The organism is Achromobacter sp. MFA1 R4 (assembly GCF_900156745.1).
GTDB lineage: Bacteria > Pseudomonadota > Gammaproteobacteria > Burkholderiales > Burkholderiaceae_B > Achromobacter.
In genome coordinates, this window is record NZ_LT707065.1 from 1,274,994 (window position 1) to 1,295,090 (window position 20,097).

Annotated in this window: 15 protein-coding genes; all 15 read right to left on the reverse strand. The window is 68.2% G+C overall.

Features of this window, described 5'->3' with window-relative positions; genetic code table 11:
• Positions 1–42 precede the first annotated feature (42 nt).
• Complete coding sequence (locus BXA00_RS05785) at positions 43–2,457, reverse strand: type VI secretion system Vgr family protein (protein ID WP_083714190.1); 2,415 nt, start codon at positions 2,455–2,457, stop codon at positions 43–45.
• A gap of 11 nt (positions 2,458–2,468) precedes the next feature.
• On the reverse strand, positions 2,469–3,164 hold the full coding sequence (gene tagF, locus BXA00_RS05790) for a type VI secretion system-associated protein TagF (protein ID WP_076517017.1): 696 nt from the start codon (positions 3,162–3,164) through the stop codon (positions 2,469–2,471).
• Entirely contained in the window at positions 3,164–7,042 is a 3,879-nt protein-coding gene (gene tssM, locus BXA00_RS05795) for a type VI secretion system membrane subunit TssM (RefSeq protein WP_076517019.1), read from the reverse strand. Before tssM ends, tagF begins: the two co-directional genes overlap by 1 nt.
• Positions 7,043–7,079: 37 nt before the next feature.
• Positions 7,080–8,411 carry a type VI secretion system protein TssL, long form gene (gene tssL, locus BXA00_RS05800; protein ID WP_076517021.1) on the reverse strand — a complete coding sequence of 444 codons (1,332 nt, stop codon included), beginning with the start codon at positions 8,409–8,411 and terminating at the stop codon, positions 7,080–7,082.
• Entirely contained in the window at positions 8,408–9,757 is a 1,350-nt protein-coding gene (gene tssK / locus BXA00_RS05805) for a type VI secretion system baseplate subunit TssK (RefSeq protein WP_076517023.1), read from the reverse strand. The genes tssL and tssK overlap by 4 nt, the downstream gene beginning before the upstream one ends.
• Before the next feature lie 3 nt (positions 9,758–9,760).
• A complete protein-coding gene (tssJ, locus tag BXA00_RS05810; RefSeq protein WP_076517025.1) occupies positions 9,761–10,300 on the reverse strand; it encodes a type VI secretion system lipoprotein TssJ in 540 nt (179 codons plus the stop codon).
• Between the two features lie 134 nt (positions 10,301–10,434).
• A complete protein-coding gene (locus BXA00_RS05815; RefSeq protein WP_076517027.1) occupies positions 10,435–10,917 on the reverse strand; it encodes a type VI secretion system tube protein Hcp in 483 nt (160 codons plus the stop codon).
• A 108-nt stretch (positions 10,918–11,025) separates the two neighbouring features.
• On the reverse strand, positions 11,026–12,528 hold the full coding sequence (gene tssC, locus BXA00_RS05820) for a type VI secretion system contractile sheath large subunit (RefSeq protein WP_076517029.1): 1,503 nt from the start codon (positions 12,526–12,528) through the stop codon (positions 11,026–11,028).
• Between the two features lie 41 nt (positions 12,529–12,569).
• Entirely contained in the window at positions 12,570–13,106 is a 537-nt protein-coding gene (gene tssB, locus BXA00_RS05825; protein WP_076517030.1) for a type VI secretion system contractile sheath small subunit, read from the reverse strand.
• Positions 13,107–13,255: 149 nt separating this feature from the next.
• Entirely contained in the window at positions 13,256–14,761 is a 1,506-nt protein-coding gene (locus BXA00_RS05830; RefSeq protein WP_156902753.1) for an OmpA family protein, read from the reverse strand.
• On the reverse strand, positions 14,754–15,281 hold the full coding sequence (locus BXA00_RS05835) for a DotU family type IV/VI secretion system protein (RefSeq protein WP_076517033.1): 528 nt from the start codon (positions 15,279–15,281) through the stop codon (positions 14,754–14,756). Before BXA00_RS05835 ends, BXA00_RS05830 begins: the two co-directional genes overlap by 8 nt.
• The gene (locus BXA00_RS05840; protein WP_172805854.1) at positions 15,278–15,817 is read right to left on the reverse strand and encodes a fimbrial protein; all 540 of its coding nucleotides are present in this window, start codon (positions 15,815–15,817) and stop codon (positions 15,278–15,280) included. The genes BXA00_RS05835 and BXA00_RS05840 overlap by 4 nt, the downstream gene beginning before the upstream one ends.
• A gap of 24 nt (positions 15,818–15,841) precedes the next feature.
• Positions 15,842–18,532 (reverse strand): fimbria/pilus outer membrane usher protein, encoded by a 2,691-nt coding sequence (locus tag BXA00_RS05845; protein ID WP_172805855.1) that lies wholly within the window; start codon positions 18,530–18,532, stop codon positions 15,842–15,844.
• A gap of 38 nt (positions 18,533–18,570) precedes the next feature.
• A complete protein-coding gene (locus BXA00_RS05850; RefSeq protein WP_231952213.1) occupies positions 18,571–19,311 on the reverse strand; it encodes a molecular chaperone in 741 nt (246 codons plus the stop codon).
• Positions 19,312–19,394: 83 nt separating this feature from the next.
• Positions 19,395–19,931, reverse strand: a complete 537-nt coding sequence (locus BXA00_RS05855; protein WP_076517038.1) for a fimbrial protein — start codon at positions 19,929–19,931, stop codon at positions 19,395–19,397.
• Positions 19,932–20,097 lie beyond the last annotated feature (166 nt).

The following is a 20,097-nucleotide window of genomic DNA, read 5'->3' on the forward strand; positions in this document are numbered from 1 at the left end:
GCAGTCCTCCTGTCATTGGCCGGACGGAGCGGGCCGTCTGGGTTAGCCGTCGATCATTGCCGAGAGCTCCGTGGGACCCGGCGGCTTGGTCGTCGGCGGCGGCGTCACGGGCGGCGTCGGTGGCGGCGGCGTGACCGGCGGCGTCGGCGGCGGCGGCGTCAATGGCGGCGTCGGCGGCGGCGGCGTGACCGGCGGCGTCGGCGGCGGTGGTGTCACCGGCGGCGTCGGCGGCGGTGGTGTCACCGGCGGCGTCGGCGGCGGCGGTGTCACCGGCGGCGTCGGCGGCGGCGGTGTCACCGGCGGCGTCACCGGCGGTGTCGTCACCGGCGGTGTCGGCGGCGGCGGCGTCGTGGGCCGCGGCACGTGCTTGTCGTGCCCGCCGATGGGCAGCTCGATCGTCGGCAGGAACACCGGCGGCACGCCGGCGCCCAGGCCGAAACTGACGATGTCGCCATCGGCGCACGGATTCAGCTGCAGCGGCTTGCCCTGCACGACCACCTCGTCCGAGCCGATGATCGAGATCTTGTTGCCGATCAGCGCAATCGTTCCGTCGTGCAGCAGGTTGATCCCCGCCTTGCCGCAGGTGATCGCGACGGCGGCCCCCGCGTTCATCAACAGGCCCGCCCCCACGTTCAGGTTGGCCGCCGCCCCCACGTTGACCGCATAGGCGCCGCCCACGTTCAGCGCGCACAGGCCGCCCACCTGGGTGGAGTGTGCCAGCCCGACGTTGTAGGACGCAGTGCCGGCCACGGTGCTGCTGAGCATGCCGCCGACCGCGGTCGAGTGGTTGATGCCCACGGCCTGGCCATAGGTCAATGCCACCGTGTGCATCTCGGCGCCCTTGGTCAACCGCACCATGTCGCGTTCGGCCTGCACGTAGAATTCTTCCAGGCCCGGCTTGTCCTCGAAGCGGATGCCGTTGTAGTTTTCCCGGCCCCCCTCCAGGCTGCGGGTCTTGATGCCGCTCTTGGTGGCTTCGGCCGGCAGGTCCCAGGGCGGGCGGGTCACGCTGTTGTACAGGCCGCCCAGGATGATGGGACGGTCGGGGTCGCCGTTCATGAAGCCGACCATGACCTCCTGCCCGATCCGCGGGATGTACATCCCGCCGAAGTTCGACCCCGCCCAGGCCTGGTTGACGCGCACCCAGCAGGAATCGGACGCGTCATTGCGCGCGTAGCGGTCCCACAGGAACCGCACCTTGACCCGGCCGAACTCGTCCGTCCAGACCTCCTTGCCTTCCGGTCCCACGACCAGCGCCGACTGCGGGCCGCTGACGACCGGCTTGGGCGTCACCCGCGGCATGCGGAACACTTCGCCGGTCGGCTGCACTTCCACTTCATTGGCGCAGTCGTAGATCACCCCGGTGCCGGTCTCTTCCGGAATCTCCGACAACGACAGGTTCGAGGCCAGCACCAGGTATTCCCGATTGGCCTTCTCGTACAGATGGCCGGTCAGATTGAAGGTCTGGCCGACGGCGACGCCACGGACGTTGCCGTAGCCGCGCGAGCGCACGCCGCGCGCGCGCCGCTCCTCCATGCGGATCCGGCTGATGAGCGCGCCATGCTTGGCGTCGGTATAGTCGCCGGGCCATTCGAAGATTTCCCCTTCGGCCCAGCTCGTTTCGCGCGGCTGGTGGCTGGACGTGGCCAACAGCATGCGCGGCCGCGTGAAGTCGAAATCATCGACCACCACCCGCCCGGGAAACAGACGTTCATCGACGCCGAACTGGTGAAAGACATCGCAGTCCACGTGCCCGCCCTGCGCGTGCATGGGAATGTGCTGATAGGCCGGACTGTCCGGCGGACGATGGGCTCCGACGTGGTCGCACAACACCAGCCTGTGGGTTCCTTCGGTGTGCTCGAAGAACCAGTAGATGCCCCACTCCTCCATCAGCCGCTGGATGAAGTCGAAATCCGTCTCGCCGTACTGCACCTGGAAATTGCGCGGCTCGTTGGTGACGCTTTCCGGCAGGATCGCGTACTTTTCAATGTCCAGCCGCTTCTCGACCGGATACGGATAGTCCTTCAGCACCTGCTCGATGATCTGGACCACGTTCTGGTCCTGGAAGATCTTGTAGTCGGTGGTCAGCGTGGCCAGCCACAGCCAGGGGCGCAGCGTGACGCGGTAGAGGTTGTGGTCGCCTTCCTGGCGCACGAACCCGGCCTTCACGGCCAGGCCGGAGATCTCGCGGCGGCCGCCATCGGACAGCTGGACCGACACGGTCAGCTCCTTGCCGATCATGCCCGTCAGGTCCAGATTGGCCGACACCGACAGCGGCACCTGCGTGTCATTGGGCGTGCGCAGGATCACCTCGTAGCTGAACAACTCGCCCATGCGCTCCTGGCCGTCCAGCGACTGCAGCCGCAGCATGGGAAGGCCCATCGCCGACGGCAGGCCCGCCCCGCGGATTTCCACCGTGCGGGCTTGATTCGAAACTGAATTACTCGCAATGGCCATCTTTGACTTCCTCAGGCAAGATCGGCCGGTTCAGCGGCCGTTACCGATAAAAAACTCACATACCCGGCTTGCACATCCTGTTGCCAGTACCAGGCCTGGCTCAGGTCTTCGAACACGGTCCCGGGCCAGTTGCGCCATGGCGCGTGCGGCACGCCCGCCAGGCCATCCTCGCGGGTGTCGGACGGCCAGCCATCGGCCCATCCGCGCGCGGCCGCGAAGTCCGGCGCGTCCTTGCGCCGCCGCAAGGCGCCCAGGACGCCGGCGCGGCCAGGCCGCCAGAGCCGGTTGATCTGATCCACCAGGGCCGGCCCGCCCGACGCAGCGACGCCCGGCGCGGCCAGATGCCCATGCAGCAGGCGCGCCAGGCAGAACAGCGGATTGTCATGCGTGCTCAACAGCGCCGATACGCTCGCCGGCGCCAGCAGGAACCACATCAGGAAGGGGTGTTCCCGGCCGAACTTGTCCTGCGATCGGGCGTACACCCCCGCCACATAGCGGTCGCCCGAGAACCGCAGGCATCCCGGCCGCAGCACGAAGCTCCACGGCAAGGCATGGGCCTGCGCCAGGCCCGACGCCAGCCAGGCCTCACGCAGCGGGCCTTCCAGCCACTGCCGCCAGGCCTGCTGCACGTCCAGGGGCGCGCCTTGCCGCAGGAAATCGCCATACGCCGGAAGCTTGCCCCAGTAGGCGGGGCGCGGCAGGTTCATCACGCGCCCCCTGGACAGCGAAAGCCGCGCAACAGCGACCCGGTCAGGAAATTCCCCTTGCGGCCGCCGCCGATCTCCAGCACGGCGTGACGCCCGTCGAAATCGAAATCCACCAGCGCCCTGCCGGACGAGGCCGTGGCGGTGACGCGGCCGTAATCGAGCAGGCGCAGCGGCGCCCACGGGCCCGACAGATGCACGCCCGACGACTCCGCGGTGACCCTCGGCCGGGCCGACAACTCCAGGTAGCTGCCGCTGCGCGGCCCCGGCCAGGCGAACGAAAACGGCGAGACCGGGCCATGCATGTAGCGCAGGCTGTCGCCGTCCACATCCAGCAGCAGTTCGGTGATGGCCGGATCCACGGACACGATGCTGCCCGTCAGGCGGTAGTTCAGGCCCTTGGCGCCGCTGCCGTCGAAGAACGCCTTGCGGATCTCGGCGGCGCGCTCGAAGGGCTGCAGATCGGGGCCCTGGATGGGCCGCATGCCGGGGCTGGCCGGCTTGTATCGCCAGGGACTGGAACTGGTGTCCACGTGCATCGCCAGCGACCGCTGGAACGTCGCGTCGAACACCCCGCCCGCGCCGAAGAGCTGGACGAAGTCGTCCGGATCGACTTCCTGGGACGACTCGGCGAAGGGGAACTTGCCGGAGATGGCCGTGCGGCAGATCCCGCCCACGGCGGCGTTGACCTGTTCGGCCAGCAGCAGTCCGGTCTCGCGTCCCAACTGGTTGGCCGCGCGCTGCGACAGCCCCGCCAGGATGCGCTTGAACGGCGCGGGCAGCGTCTCGGCCGTCAGGAACAAGGCCGGACTGGCGTCCTGCGGCGGCGGCATGCTGGCCGAGGCCAGCGCGCTGCTGGCGACCGCCATCTGCGTGTACTGCTCGTTGATGCGCTGCAGGATCTGCTGCATCTGCGCGCCCGGCTTGACCGGGTCGATGCGCCCGGGGTTGGGCGATCCCGTCACCACTTCGCGCAGCGCCGAGAATCGCTTGTCGACCAGTTCTTCGGCCAGCTTGTCCTGGTCGAAGTCCGCCGCCAGCCGGGTCAGCGCGTCCGAGGCGCGCGCCACGGCCGAGGAGCGGCGCTGGGCCGTCTCCGCGGCAAGCTGCGCCGCGGCGGAGTCGGCGGGGTTCTCGGCATCCACGTCGGACGAGAGCGTCGTCTGACGGGACAGCGCCACGCCCAACCGCGCCAGCGGCGAATTCGCGGCGGCCAGGGCGCGCAGGGTGGCCACGTCGACCGACAGCGGCCCGTCCCCGGCGCCGGCGGTGGAGACCAGCCGGATCTGGTCGATGTACCGCTCCCAGCGGGCGGCGTAGTCGCGCAGGAACAGCGTATAGACCTCGCGCTCGATGCGCTCCTTGTCGCGCCAGGCGCGCCGGGCGTCCTGCGCCTCCGACAGCGCGGACCCGTCGCCGCCTTCGCGCCCGAGCATCCAGCTCTCGCGCGCCCACACCGTATCGATGTACGCCCCCACGCGCTTGCGGAACACGTCGCGGTACCCGGCATAGGTGAAGAGCCCGGGCACGCCCGGGTCCCCGTCGGCCGCCTGATCGCTGAACAGGGCGGCATCGCTCGCGCCCAACACCTGGTGCAGCGTGAAACGCGGCGGCGCCGCGGCCTCCAGCGCACGCATGGCCCGGTCATACATGCGCGTGGCGTCGGGACGCTCCTGCAGCAGCGCGCGGGCCTGTTCGACCACGGCGGCGTCGCGCTCGGCCTCGGGCAGCGGCTCGTAGCCGGTGTCGAACAGCGAGTGCAGGTGCACCGCCAGCTGGGACTTCTCGCGCTCGCTGTCATGGCGGCTGCGCGCCCACTGCCGCTGCACCCATTCGATCAGGACATCGGACTCGAAATAACGCGTGTCGTACAGCGACAGGTACAGGCCCAGCGTCGCATAGAGACCGTCGGCGTCCTTGCGCGCGATCTGCGTACGCAACGCGCCTTCCAGCGTCTTGCCCACCTGGGGCAACAGATGCTTGCGCAGCATGCGCGCATAGGTGGCCTGCGCGGCCGCGTCGACGGGAGGCGCGGCATACAGGCCATAGCGGTAATCCAGCGGCGGCGCGTCCAGGTCCAGGCCCTCGACCTGGGCCAGCGTCGCGGCGTCCGTCAGCAGGCGCACGCCCTGTGCATCCAGCACGCCCGCCGGCACGTCGCTGGCCTGCTGCGTCAGCCCGTCGGCCTTCTGGCCGACGGCCCCCAGATACTGCGCGTTGTTCGCGCGGCTGGCCACCATGCCGCTCACCAGCCACACCATCAGGCCCGCCGACGCGAGATGGACGCCCCAGCGCGCCGCGCCCTGCGCCAGGATCCATTTCCGGTTGGGCTGCACCAGGTGCGACTCCGGAATCATGACCTGCTTGAACAGGTTGCGCAGGAAGTAGCTGCGATGCGCCATCAGCGCCGGCTCGCGCCCGCCCGACAGCAGCGCGACGTCCTCGCCGCCGTACAGCCGGCCCAGCGTGCGCCGCAGGCGCTCGAACAGCGAGTTCCGGTCGGCATTGACCACCCGTTCCGCCTGCTGGGCGCTGCTCAGATAGACGCCGCGCAGCATGCGCTGGATCTGCACATCGTCATAGCGCGAATCCAGGAACACCTTGGACAGCAGATCGGAAAGTTCCGCCGCCAGGCTGCGGAACTCCTGCGGAAACGGGTACAGGCGCTTGCGCCGGGCCGCGCCGTACTCCTCGACCAGCCGTGCGTTCAGGCCGTCTTCCAGACGCCGTTCCAGCAACTGGAATTCACTGGCGAAGCGCGCGCGCAGGTCGAACGGCTGCGCATCGGACTCGCGGCGCGCGTAGTCCAGGGTGAATCCCCAGACCTGCGACCGCCCCTCCGCCGTCATGGCCTGGAAGTACTCGTCAAAGCCCGGCAGCAGATCCAGCTTGGTCACCAGCACATAAACGGGAAAGCGGATGCCCAGCGCCTGGCGCAGGTCCGCCAGGCGGGTGCGCAGAATCGACGCCAGCATGCCGTTGTCGCCCGGCCGCTCCAGCAGCTCGGCCACGCTCACGGCCAGGATCACGCCGTTGATCGGGGCGCGCGTGCGGTGCTTGCGCAGCGCGCCCAGAAAGCCCTGCCATTCGGCGGCGTTCACGCTCGCGGCCTCGGCATTGCCCTGTTCGTCCTGGTCGCTGTATCGGCCGGCCGTGTCGATCAGGACCGCGTCGTTGGTGAACCACCAGTCGCAGTTCACCGTGCCGCCCGCGCCGGGCAGGCTGGCCACGCCCATCTGCTCGGCCATGGGAAAGTCCAGCCCCGAATTCAGGATGGCCGTGGTTTTGCCGGCGCCGGGCGTGCCGATGATCATGTACCAGGGCAGGTCGTACAGATAGCGCTTGCTTTCGAGCAGGCGGCGCCAGCCCTGCGGTCCGCCGCGCAAGCGCTTGAGCTGCCCCACCGCCTTGGACACGACCAGCCGCACGGCCTTCACCTCCGAGGACGCATCCCGCTGCGCCTCGTCGCTCCTGGGCGCCAGGATGCGGCGCAGCAGCGCCTCGTCGGTCCGCAACAGCCGCAACAGCCGGTAGGCCCCGTACAGGGCCGCCAGCAGCACGATGACGGCGATCACGCCGATGCGCACGCCGGCGTCCGCCAGCGGTCGCTGTTCCCCGATCGCCGCCATCGGTCCGCCAAACCAGACCAGTGTGCACAGCGCCGCCATCGACACGATCCACAGCGGCCAGCCCACCAGCCAGAACGCCAGCGCCGCGACCAGCAGGCCGATCAGCGCCACGCGCACGACGACGTCCTCCAGCGGCCGCAGTCCGCCCAGGTCGACCATCGGCCCGACCATCCAGACCATCGCCGCAAGCAGAACGCAGACCACGATGGCGCCAAAGCGCCATGAAAACAGAAAGCCCAGCAATCGTTTCATTGTTTGATCATCCATTGCGTGCCGGCCGGCACGCCCATCAGTACGAGGTCACGTACAGTTCGACGCGACGGTTCTGCGCGCGGCCTTCCGGTGTTGCGTTGTCGCCCAGCGGGCTTTGCTCGCCCCGGCCGGCGGCGACCGCCTGCTGCGGCGTCAGTCCGCGCTTGAGGAAGATGTCGCGGACGAACTCGGCCCGCTTCTGCGACAGCGTCTGGTTGTCCGGGAACTGGCGCGTGCGGATCGGCTGGTTGTCCGTGTAGCCCACCACCTCGATCTTGCCGTCCACGCGCTTGACCTCGTCGGCCACGCGCTCCAGCACCGCGACCATCGGGGCGTACACGTCGCTGCGCCCGGACACGAACATCGTGTCGCCCGGGAAGGTGACGAGCGTGCGCTTGGGTTCCTCGCGCAGCTTCACCAGCCCGCGCGCGATTTCTTCTTTCAGCAGTTCCGCCAGGCGCAGCCGCGAGGCGGCCGGCGCCTGCGCCGCCACTGCCGGGGTCGCGACGCTTTCCTGAGGCAACGGGTCCAGTCCGACCTGCAGAATGCGATGCGCCAGGGTGTCGCGCTGCGTGCCGACCTCGTCGAGCAGGTAGCCGAAGACCGCGGCGCAGACCAGAAACGCGAGGGACGCGCTGAGCCAGGCCGGGAACACGCGGCGGGCGCCGCCGGAAATCGGGCCCTCGCCGCGCCAGTTCACCGACAGCTCGCTCGTCGCCGAATCGCGCGCCCGCGCCACCAGCGCCGCCAGGCGCTGCCGGATCTGCTCCAGATGGCGGTGGCCATCGGCCACCACGCTGTAGCGGCCTTCGAATCCCAGGCCCAGGATGTGATACAGGACTTCCAGCGTGCCGGCGTACTCGTCAGGATCGCTGGCCATCCGGCCGATGAGCAGGAAGAACTTTTCCCCGCCATCCACTTCGCCCTCGAAGGCGATCAGCAGGCCTTGCGCCGCCCAGACGCCGCCCGCGCCCCAGGCGCTGCGGTTGGCGGCCTCGTCCAGGGCCGTGCACAGGCAGTAGCGCGCCACGGCCACCTGCTTCCAGGGCACCCCCGCCTTGTCGCACAGGTTCTGGAACTGCCCGATCTCGCGCATCAGCAATTGACGCAGCGCCAGGATGGCGGTCTGGTCGGGCAGGTTGTCGGGCATGGAGGCCAGCAGCCGCAGCAGCGGCCCGGCCGCCTCGAGCAGCGGATTGTGCGCGGCCTTGACCGCGTCCAGCCGGCTTGCCAGGTCGGCCGCCGCCCCCTCGTCATCCAGCGCGATCTCCACCGCCTTGGGCGGCTCAGGCGGCGCGCTTGCCGGCCTGCCCGCGGCCGTGCCGGTCAGCAGGTCGAACGTCCTGACATCAAATCCGGGCGCATTCATCGGCTTCGAACTCCCCACAATTCAAGTTTCAGTTCGGGAAAATGCCCGGCAATATGCAAGGCCAGCCCGCCTTGCCGCGCGATCTGGTCCCATAGCGGTCCGGAGCGGCTCAGCTCGAAATACACATTGCCCGCGGCAAACGGAATCTGGCGCGGCGGGACCGGCAGCGGCGACAGCCCCACGCCCGGCAGGTGCGAGCGGATCAGCTCGGGCAAGCGGTGCGGGTGCGATATCTTGGTCTGCGACACGAACTGCTGCAGCAGCTGGTCCGGCGCCATCTGCGCGCTGACGGCAAGCACCAGGTTGGCGTAGCCCTGCAGTTCCGACGGCATGAGCGTCGCCGTGCGGATGCCATGCGCCTGCTCCACCAGCGCGATGGGCTGCGCGCTGCGCACCAGCACCTGATTGAGCAGGCTGTGCACTTCGGCGACCAGCGGCTGGATGCTGGAATACAGCTGCGCATGGTCGTAGCCCGGCGCGGGCTGCGGCCGCCGCGACTGCGGCCGGACATAGGTGGCCAGGTCGCCCGCCAGCATCGCCAGCGTGGTGTACAGGGTTTCGGGCGGCGTCTCGCCAACCCGGCAGATGTGATCCATCAACGGGTCGTAGCGGTTCAGGATCTGCAGCAACAGGTAGTCCGACACTTCCGCGGCCGAGGTCACGCTGCCCTGCCCGCTGGACAGCCGGCTGGCCAGCGCATCGGCGCGCAACTTGATCAGCCCCTGCAACTGCTGTCCCCACTGCACGAGGAGCGGGTTGGCCGCGCAGGCGCTGACCGGCGGAATGAAGTCGCCATCGTGCAAAGTCACCGAGCCATCGGCCAGGATCGACTTGACGCGCCCCACCGCCACGCCGATCCACGACTGCGTCAGTTCCTTCTCGGGCAGCAGCCGCAGCTGCAGGTGCGCAAGCTGGACTTCCTTGGGGCCCTGGCCGATCACATTGCTGTCGGCCATTTCCTTTTCGAATGCCACGTAGCGCGCCATCGATCCCGGATCCGGCCGGAACATCGTTTCGTCCACGTCGGGCAGGCGCAGCGGGACGGCCAGGAAGATGCGCTGGTTCAGATGCTCCGGCAGCACCGTCAGCGGCGCCGGCGGATGCTCGTGGGCGGGAATGTCGAAGGGCGTGCCGTCGGGAAACACGCCCGCCCCCTTTTGCAGGGCAATCTTGCCGAACGACAGGGCTTCATGGTCGATCTCATACCGCGAGAAGCCCCAGAAGAACGGCCCCGCGGGCGCGGCGCGCTTGTGCGCGAAGAACTCCAGGTAGCGTTCCTGCTGCTGGAACAACTGCGGAATGAGGAACAGGCCCTCGCTCCAGACGACTTTGCTGTAGAGGCTCATTGCTCAGTCCGCTTGCGTGACGGCGACGGTGTCGGCGCCGGCCTTGATCCGCACGCGCACCGTCTGGCTGGACGAGCTGTACCAGCTCTGGGCTTGCCGGGGCGGCATCGTGAAGGTGGCGCGCCACACACTGCGCCCCAGGTCGCGGTAGCCGGCCACCACGCCGATGGCCACCGTCTCGGGGTCGGCGCGGCGCTGGATGCGCTTGGCGTCGCCCGGCCGCAGCACCAGGTCGTCGGATTCGGCCAGATCGCCGCCCAGCACCTGGCGCGGCTTGCCCTGCAGCGAAAAGAAGTCGGCTTCCTCGAAGACCGACCGGGACTTCAGCTCGAAGACGCGGACCTGGATCGGCGCCGGGCGGCCCTGCGCATCGGCGTTCACACGCGCGTCCGCCTCGATCAGGATATCCAGGCTGACCGTCTTTTCGGGCGCATCGCCCTGGCTCGCGCACGCCGACAGCGACATCGCGAGCAGCACCGACGCCAGCACGCCCCATGGCCGCGCACGACCGGCCAAACAGCGGAAAATCTCGGTAGTGTTCATAAGCTCAGCAAGCCGGCGAACCGGCGCGCCTTCGCGGGACGACCCGCAAAGGCGCAATGATCGGTACAAAAAAGGACGGATAACCGCGCGCCCAGGAAGCGCCGTCCGTCCCGTAATCAAGCGTCGCGCCGGCCTCAGGCCGCGTTCTTCTTGATGTCGAAGGTTGCGGTGACGGCGCCGCCGCTGCCGCCCTGGGCGTTTTGCAGGATGTATTCCTGCTTCATGCTGGAGAACGACAGGCTGACGCGTTCACGCGGACGCGACTCGTCGGTGGCCACGCCCTCGGGGTTGACGCGCGTGACCATCACGTCGTTCATGGTCAGCTTCAGGTATTCAAGCGGGTTGCCGCCCGACTTGCGCACCACCAGCTGCGCCTGCTTGATGTGCTTGCCCAGCAGGCAGTACTGGACCAGGTTCGGCGTGGCGCGGTCGATGTAGTGCTCGAATGCCAGATCGTCGACCGTGGCCTTGCCCGCGCCGCCGCCCGACCCCATGTGCATGTTGGACTGTTGCGACACGCCCCAGGACCAGCTCAGCACTTCGATTTCATTCTTGTGCGTTGCGTCCTCGGCCTCGCCTTCGATGCCATCGATCTTCAGGAAAATATCGTGTGCCATTGAAAATCCTTTACATCATTTGTTGTTGCGAAAATGGCCGGACGGTTTTGAAGAGCATTCCGGCCGCCTGCTCCGGCGGAAGATCCGCCACACTCAACCTTTGTTCGCCTACGCCGCCGCCTTGACGGTAGGCAGCTTGGCAACCAGGCGCAGCGATACGGTCAGGCCTTCAAGCTGGAAGTGCGGCCGAAGGAAGAACTTGGCCTGGTAGTAGCCCGGGTTGCCCTCCACGTCCTCGACCACGACTTCCGCCGCGGCCAGCGGGCGACGCGCCTTGGTCTCCTGCGAACTGTTGGCCGGATCGGCGTCGACGTAGTTCATGACCCATTCGTTCAGCCACGACTGCATCTCGTCGCGTTCCTTGAACGAGCCGATCTTGTCGCGCACGATGCACTTCAGGTAATGCGCGAAGCGCGAGCAGGCGAACAGGTACGGAAGCCGTGCCGACAGATTGGCGTTCGCGGTGGCGTCGGCGTCGTAGTATTCGGCGGGCTTCTGCAACGACTGGGCGCCGATGAAGGCCGCGTAGTTGGTGCTCTTGCGATGAATCAGCGGGATGAAGCCGTTCTTGGAGAGCTCGGCCTCGCGGCGATCGGAAATGGCGATCTCGGTGGGGCACTTCATGTCCACGCCGCCGTCGTCCGTGGGGAACGTATGGCAAGGCAGGTTGTCGACGACGCCGCCGCTTTCGACGCCGCGGATCAGCGTGCACCAGCCGTATTCCTTGAACGAGCGGTTGATGTTCACCGCCATCGCGTAGGCCGCGTTGGACCACACATACTTGCGGTGATCGGCGCCGTCGGTGGCTTCCTCGAAGTCGAACTCGTCGACCGGGTTTGTCTTGGCGCCATAAGGCAGGCGCGAGAGAAAGCGCGGCATCGCCAGGCCGATGTAGCGCGCGTCCTCGGAATTGCGCAGCGCATTCCACGGCGCGTATTCGAGGTTCTGCGTGAAGATCTTGGTCAGGTCGCGCGGATTGGCCAGCTCTTGCCAGGAGTCCATCTGCAGCACCGAGGGCGCCGCCCCGGTGATGAACGGCGCATGCGACGCGGCCGCCACCTTGGCGATCGACCCCAGCAGATCGACGTCGTGCGGCGTGTGGTCGAAGTAGTAGTCGGCCACCAGGCAGCCGTAGGGCTCGCCGCCCAGCTGCCCGTATTCTTCTTCATACACCTGCTTGAAGATCGGGCTTTGATCCCACGCCAGACCCTTGTAGCGCTTCATGGTGCGGCGCAGGTCTTCCTTGGACAGATCCATGAACCGGATCTTGAGCTTTTCGTCGGTCTCGGTGTTGTTGACCAGGTGATGCAGTCCGCGCCAGGCGCTTTCCAGCTGCTGGAACTCCGGATGATGCAGGACCAGGTTGATCTGCTCGGACAGCTTCCTGTCGATTTCACCGATGATGGCCGCGATGCTCTTGTAGGCATCGTCGGACACGCGCACGACATTCTGCAGCGCCTGCTCGGCCAGCGTCTGCACGGCGCGCTCGACGGCGGCGCGCGCCTGATCGGTCTTGGGCTTGAACTCGCGCGCCAACAGGTTGGTGAAGTCAGAATGCCCGGCTTCGGGTTGGGGAGCGACGTTGTCGGCGATTTTTTGCTTGACTGCCATTTCTTGATTTCCCAGTTGCTTACATGCGTTGCGGCGAGCCGTTAATCGGCTTCGGCCTCTTCGGGCGCTTCGGTCCTGGCTTGCGGCTTGGGCGTTTTGGCCAGCGTCTGCAGCAGCGCGGGATCGCTCAGGACTTGATTGATGAGGGTCTCGGCGCCCGCCTTGCCGTCCATGTAGGTCTGCAGGTTGGCCAACTGCGTGCGCGCTTCCAGCAGCTTGGACAGCGGCTCGACCTTGCGCGCAATGGCGGCGGGCGAGAAGTCATCCATGCTTTCGAAGGTGATGTCGACCATGATCTGGCCATCGCCCGTCAGGGTGTTGGGCGCGGCAAACGCCACGCGCGGCTGGATCGCCTTCATGCGCTCATCGAAGTTGTCGATGTCGATGCTGAGGAACTTGCGTTCGCCAACGGCGGGCAATGCCTCGATCGGCTTGCCCGACAGGTCCGCCAGGACGCCCATCACGAAAGGCAGCTCGACCTTGCGCTCGGATCCGTAGATCTCGACGTCATATTCGATCTGGACCCGGGGTGCGCGATTGCGCGAAATGAACTTCTGTGAACTATTGGAAACCGCCATGTTTTCTCCGACGCAGGCTGAGGGGGTACGAATGCGCACAGCTTATGCAAGGCTTTCTGTGCAAGGAATCAGACTTGTCCTAGTCCGACAGGTTTGTTTGCGCGGACCGCTCCCGCCGTGTTGGCGAATGCCACTTCGACGCATGCCCGTCACCCCGCCGGCGGGGCGTCGCCCCCCATTGCGCCGCACGCGAAATGCGCGGAGGGCAGCGGCGTGAGCGTGATATCCACCCGCCGGTTGCGGGCTCTGCCGGCCGCGGTTGCGTTGTCGTCGACCGGTTGCGAGGCGCCGCGCCCCGCCGTCTCGAACTGGGCCAGGGGCGTGCCGCTCATGGCGACGAGCTGGTCGCGCACGGCTTGCGCGCGGGCCAGGGACAATGCGAGGTTTCTCTCGGGGCTGCCCGTCCCGTCGGTATGGCCGACGATCCGCACGTGCAGATCGGGATTCGCGCGCAGCAGCTGCGATGCGGGGTCCAGCAGGCGGGCGGCGCTGGCGCGGATCAAGGTCGCGCTGCCGCTCTCGAACACCGCCATGCTGTCCAGCCGCAATGCCGTCTGCGGCGGCGTGTAGGCCGCGATCGCTTCCGACATCGCCGCCTGGACCCGCTGTGCGCCCGCCTGGCGATAGATCCAGGATCCGACGCCGTCATCGGCGAGCTTTTTGCCCAGTTGATCGTGCTGGGCGCGCAACTGCAGCAGCGCCGCGCACTTGTCGAACATGCGCGCCGGGGCGATGCCCCCGTAGGCGCGCAGGCCCTCTGCGTAGCGGTCCAGTTCGTCCTTGGCGCGCAGGTACGGCACGCACGCCAGCAAGGCCGGGATCAGCGCCAGCGCGCCCAACATCGCGGCGACGCGCAGACCGCGGGCCCGCGGCGAGCGCGGCGGCGGGACGCTGTCATTCCAGCCGGGTCCCTGGCGCTGCGCATCGAAGGCCAACGGCGGCAGAGGCAACGGGCCGTGCCGGGGCGGGGGCAGCGACGGGCTCAGGCCCGTGCGTCCGATGAGCCACCGCATCCACCCGGCCATGTCCGGCAGCGTGGTGCCCGCGTCCACCAGGAATACGCCCCCCAGGAACAGCGGCGGCGTGTTCGCGATGTCTTCCATCAGGGCCAGCAGCGCGGCCTCCGCCGCCCAGTCCACGAAGGACAGGGCCAGGCGTTCGTGCAAGGTTCCCGCCCCGGGCGGGCGCCGCATTGCGCCTTCGCGCAGCGCGTTGAGCGCGTGGCGCAAGCTGACCCGGCCCTGCCCCTGCGGATCGACGGACAGTCCGCTGCTCAGCGTGATGGGGTCGCCGTGCGCCGGGCCGAGGCACGCGTAGACGGCCGCGTAGACCGGAATGGGCCGCTGTCCCAGCACGGCGCAGCCGGCGACGGCGCGCTGCCATTCGCGCCATTCCCGGCGCATCGCCAGTTCGTCGCCGCCCGCGGGCACCAGCGGCAACAGCAGCGCGCACGGCGCGCCGTCGCGTGGCGCGTCCTTCAGGATGCGCAGCAGGTCGTCGGGACTGGCCGCGAGCAGCCATGCCGCATTTCCGCCCCAGCGCTTGCGCGCCGTATCGCGCACCGCGCCGTCGTCCTGCCTGTCGAACAGATGGCTGGCGTTCGGTCCGGCCACGATGACGGTCGCGACGGTGTTGCGCTGCATGGCGTCAGTCACTTCCCTGCTCCTCGCCGCATGCCCACGGCCATGCTTCGCGCAGCCGTTCGTTCACCTGGCGGCAGCGCTGGATCGCGTCCGGACGCCGCCGCAACAGCCCCGCGGCAAAGAGCCGCGCGTACCAGTTCAGCCAGGCCCCGCCGCGGTCAGGATGGCGCGCCAGGGCGTCCAGGTGCGCCAGCACCACGTCCGCCGCATCGGGTTCGCCCAGTTCGATCCGGCACAGCGTGGCGTCTTGCCATTCCTTGCGCATCGGCTCGGGACAGGAGGCCAGCGTGGCATCGTCCAGCAGCAGCGCATGCGACAGGCGAAGGCGGTGCGCCTGCTCCGGCGTCACGTTGCGCGCCAGCAGCGCGCCATCGACCTCGGCCATCAGGGCGACGCAGCGCGCGCGCCAGGCGTGCAGGGGACCAAGGCGGGCATGCCGGTCCAGCACCGCCAGGTGCAGCAAGGTCTCGTCCAGCATCGGCGTATGCAGGAACAGGTCCGGATCCGCGCCGGCACGCACGGCCTGCGTCATGGAATATCGAGCACGTAGTTCACGTAGGTGCTGACCTGGCCCGCCGTGGCGCCGCCCGTGCCGTAATAGCGCGCGTAATAGACGAGCAGCAGCGGACCGCTGACGCCGTCGGCCTCGATGGGCGTCACGCTGTCACGGTCGCCCACCCGGATCACGCTGCCCGATTCGTTCAGCAGCTCGACTTGCACACCCTGCGCCGCGACGCCGGGCGACACGGCCTGCGGGTTCAGGCGTCCGGTCATGTCCGAAGTCGGTCCCGACTGGAAGTACGCGCGCACCGTGGCGGGCGTGCCCACGCACTCGATGGGTATCTCGAACCGCGTCGATCCGGCGGTGTTGCCGGGCGCGGACAGGGACTGGACCGACACCGTGGGCAGGGTCACCGTCATGGTCTCGGCGCCGGCCTGCACGGTGCAGCTCAAGGGCACGTAGCGTCCCGTGAACTTGATCTGCACGTCTTCCGTGGCGGCGCGCGCCGCGTCCGACCCAAGCGCGGCCGTCAACGCCGCCGCGGCCAGCGCGAGCCAGGAACGCATTCCTAACGTTTTCAGTTTCATGGATCACCCTTTCTTGCCTGGCGCCGCGGACACCGCGGCCCCCGATACGCGGCACGCCGCCTGTACGCGCACGATGCTGGCGATGCCCGCCTTGGCCTGCCCCGCGATGGCGGGCGCTTGCGGCGGCAGCGTGTATTCGGCACGGCACTGCTGGTCCGGCGCCTGGCCCCAGCGAATCTGCACCGCGCCCTGCTCCGCCAGCCCGCGCACCAGCGCGGCGCCGCCTTGGCCCACCGTGCCCAGGGCGGTGCCGTCCGCCTCCTGGAACACGTCGGCGCCCAGCGGCACGGCTTCGCCGTCCTCGCGGCGCAGCCGCAGCAGCACCGGCCGGCCCTGGGTCGTGCGCATTTCCACCAGCACGATGGAATCCAGCGTCGGCACGACCTCCTCGGAGGTGCTTTCCAGCTCCACATCCATGCCGAGGCTGGTGGGATCCAGCATCACGTTGTTGACCCGGTACGGTGTCAGGGACGGCACGAGCGCGTAGCCGTTCGCATCGATTTCCGCGCCCTGGCCGTTGATCAGCCGCGCGCCGGTGGCGCCCTTGGCCTGCACCAGCGCGCCGGCGCGGCCCAGCGAGGGCCCGGCCGTCAGGCCGCCGCTGTGTGCGACCACGGCGCCGCGCGCGCCCAGCCCCACCTGCTTGGACCGGTTGCCGATCGACGCGTTGGCCGTGTAGGTGCCGAACGGCGCGCGGTAGGCGCCGTAGCCGCCCAGGGTGTTGACGCTGGCGCTCGATTCGCTGTTCTGCGCGGTGGTGGCGGTCAGGCCGAACGACACGGGCAGTTCCGTGCCCCCGCTGCCGCTGGCCGACGCCTGGACCAGGTGGTCGCCCCGGGAGCTGCGGCTGACGCTGGTGCTCAGGCTGTTGAAGCCCGGGCCGGCGTCGATGGCGTTGCGGCCCAGGGGAATCGACAGCGTCAGCATGACCTGGTTGCTCATCGTCGCCGACTCGCCGCTGCGGCTGCGCTGCGCGTAGACCGCATAGGTGAGCTGGCGATACCCGCCGCTGTAACCGATCTGGAACTGCAGGTCATGGCCGGAATCCTCGCGCCAGTAGTTCTGGCTGCTGCCGGTGACGAACAGGTTGCCCCGGTCGCCCACGGGCTGCGACACGTTCACCTGGAACCGCTCCTTCACGCGGAAATTACGCCAGGCGTAGCCCGGATCGTCCTCGCTGCCGCCGCCGCCTTCGCGCGTGTAGATGGCATCGCGCAGGGAATAGAAGTTGGAGGTGGAATAGCGGTAGCCGGCCATGGAGAAGCGCGTGCCGGTGTCCTGCAGGATGTTCGAATAGTTCAGCCGCGTGCTCAAGCCCTCGTGCGACGCGCCGCCGACCTGCGTGCGCGCCCCGGTCACGTCCAGCGAGAACGCGCCGATGGGTGTATTCAGGGCGGACCCCAGCATGAGCGAGGCATAGCCCTCGGACGCCTGCGTGCCCGCGTAGGCGGTCAGCCCGTCGGTCACGCCGTACTGGTAGGTGCCTTCAGCCATCCAGGGTTCGCCGTCGGACTCGGCGTTGCGATACTTGCCCACGCCGACGCTGTAGCGGTGCACGCCCTGGCGCAGCAGCAGGGGCACGGTCGAGAACGGCACGCTGAACGTGCTTTGGCGCCCATCGGCTTCCTGGACGGTCACTTCGAGGTCGCCGCCATAGCCGGCCGCCGGCATGTCGGCCAGCTCGAACGGCCCTGCCGGCACGTTCTGTTCGTGGATGACCCGTCCGCCCTGGCGCACCGTGACGACGGCGTTGGTGTCGGCAATGCCGCGCACGATGGGCGCGTAGCTGCGCAGCGAATCGGGCAGCATCCGGTCATCGCTGAAGAGCCGCACGCCGCGCAGGCTGGACGTGTCGAAGAGTTCTCCGCTGGTGTTGCTGTCGCCCAGCACGAGCTGTCCGCGCCAGGGCGCGATGTCCCGCTGTGCGTAGGTTTCGATGCTGTCCCAGCTGGAATTGCCGCGATTGGACCAGCTTTTGCTCGACCGCTGGCGCAGGCGCCACGCGCCGAGATTCACGCCGGACGTCAGGCCCAGGTACAGATTGCTGAAATTCGTGCCTATGGTGTTGGTGCGGCTGGAGTACGCGTTCAGGCTGTAGTCCAGCAGGCCGACGGTGGCGCCCTCGTTCCAGCGCGACGAATCGACCCATCCGCGGACCCGCGTGTGCATGTAGGCCTGCGGCACGCTCAGGTCCAGCAGCAGGTCGCCCAGGTTCATGTCGGCGCGCGAGCCGGGCACCGCCACGCTCAGGGGCTCGCAGCCGGCGGCCTCCCCAAGGGAGGCGTCCCGCGTCGCCGGCGCCTCGCCCGTTCGGGCGGCCAGCAGCCGCGCGGTGTCGATGCCCAGTTGCTCAAGCTCCATCAGGCTGAAGCAGGGTTCGGTGAAGCCCGCGGCGTCCACCGCCTGGAAACGCACGTCGAACGTGCCCACCCGCTGGCCATTGACCCTGACGTCGGTCGCGTAGAGGCCCGGCAGCACCGCGTTGCCGCGGCTGAATCTTGCCAGGTCCATCGACGTCCCGAACAGGAAGCGGGGATCGAAATCGACCTGCGCGTAACGCGGCGGCGCCTCGGCCGGCGGCGCCGCGCCGGCCGCGCAAGGCAGCATGAGCGCCGTAATGGCCGCCTGCCGCCATCGGCCGCGTCCCGCATTCCCGGCTGTGCCCGAGAGTCCGGCCGCCCATGACTTGTGCATCTTCACGCAACCTCGCAGCATCATTTTTTCCTTTGCACCTAGGGACGCGGCCTGATTTCCGCCTGCGTCTGGACTTCCGCGCCGTAGTCATTGATGACCCCGAAGCGCACCTGATTGGCGGCAACCGGCTGCCTGTCGGCTGCCTTGCCCGCCGCGCGCTTCAAGACCAGCGTGCCGAACGGCGCGACCATGTCCTGCGCGAAGAAGACCTGCGATCCGGCGATGTTGGCCTGCACGCGGCTGAAGGTGACGTAGTACGGGGTGGGATTGCTGACCTGCAGCGCGCCTTTGTCGCCCAACTGCCAGGTCAGGGCCTGAGGCGCCTCCTCGACCAGCGCCGTCAGGCCGCCCGGACGCATGAACAGCTTGAGCCGCGTGCGCACCGCGAGCTGCATGTAGTTCTCGTTTTCCTTACGCTCGGCTTTGGGCGGGACTTCCAGCACATTCAGGAAGTAGAGGGATTCGCGGTCGCGCGGCAGGTCGGCGCCCACGTACACGATGCGCAGCGTCTGCCCCTTGCCGGGCTCGACCCGCGAGACCGGCGGCGTGACCAGGAACGGCACGTCCAGCGCGCCAGGGGTGGAATTGATGTTGCCGTCATCGATCCATGACTGGACCAGCAGCGGCTTTTCATCGGCGTTGCGCATCCGCAGGCTGACCTCGCGGCTGCCCTCGGGATACACGACGCGGGTTCCGGTGATGACCACACCGGCATTCACACTTGCGGCAATGCATGCCAGAAGCGCGGCAAGCGCCGCGCGCAGGTAGACGAAGAACACGGTAGTCCTTGATCGGGAAACGCGGATATCGATTCGCCGGGGCGGCACGCCCCGGCGGAAGTTCAAGCTAGGCCAGCCGATGCTTACGGATAGGCCAGCGTGAACTCGGCGAACGTCTTCACGACACCCGAGGTGGCCCCGCCCAGCGAGAAGTACTGGCCGCCGTAGACCAGGGTTGCGCCGCGCGTGGCGCCGGCGCCGGTGACCGGGAACGCAGTGCCCGCCGAGCCCGCCTGAATGGGAGTCCCGTCCGCCTCGAGGAGCTGGACCGTGACGTTCTGGGCGCCAGTGGATTCCAGGTTCTTCAGCGTGCGGTACTTCGGCTCCATGTTGGTGATCTCGAAGTGCGCCTGGACCTCGTCGATGGTGTCGGGGCACTCGATGACGTCGATTTCGAACGCCCTGGAACCCGCCGTATCGCCCTCGGTGATCAGCGATTGGGTCGACACCGTCGGCAGCAGGACGGTCTGGTCCTCCGAAGCCGGAGCGACCTTGCAGGTGTTCGGAATCAGGGTGCCTTCGAAGTTGACCTTGCCCGTGCCGACTTGCGCGGCGCTTGCCGGCAACGCGACAGCGCCCAGCGCGGCGGCGATGGAGATGCCGAGAATGCGGAGTTTCATCTTAAGTTCCTCTGTTTGGATATCGAAGTGAGAACGCGTGGCCAGAACTCAAAACACGGAGGCGGAATCCGCTGGTCCATCTTCTGACACGACCACGGTCAGTCTAGGTAGCGCCCGCGGGCTCGCACATCAGCGCTGTCCGATACGGAGGAAAAAAGCCCGGTGT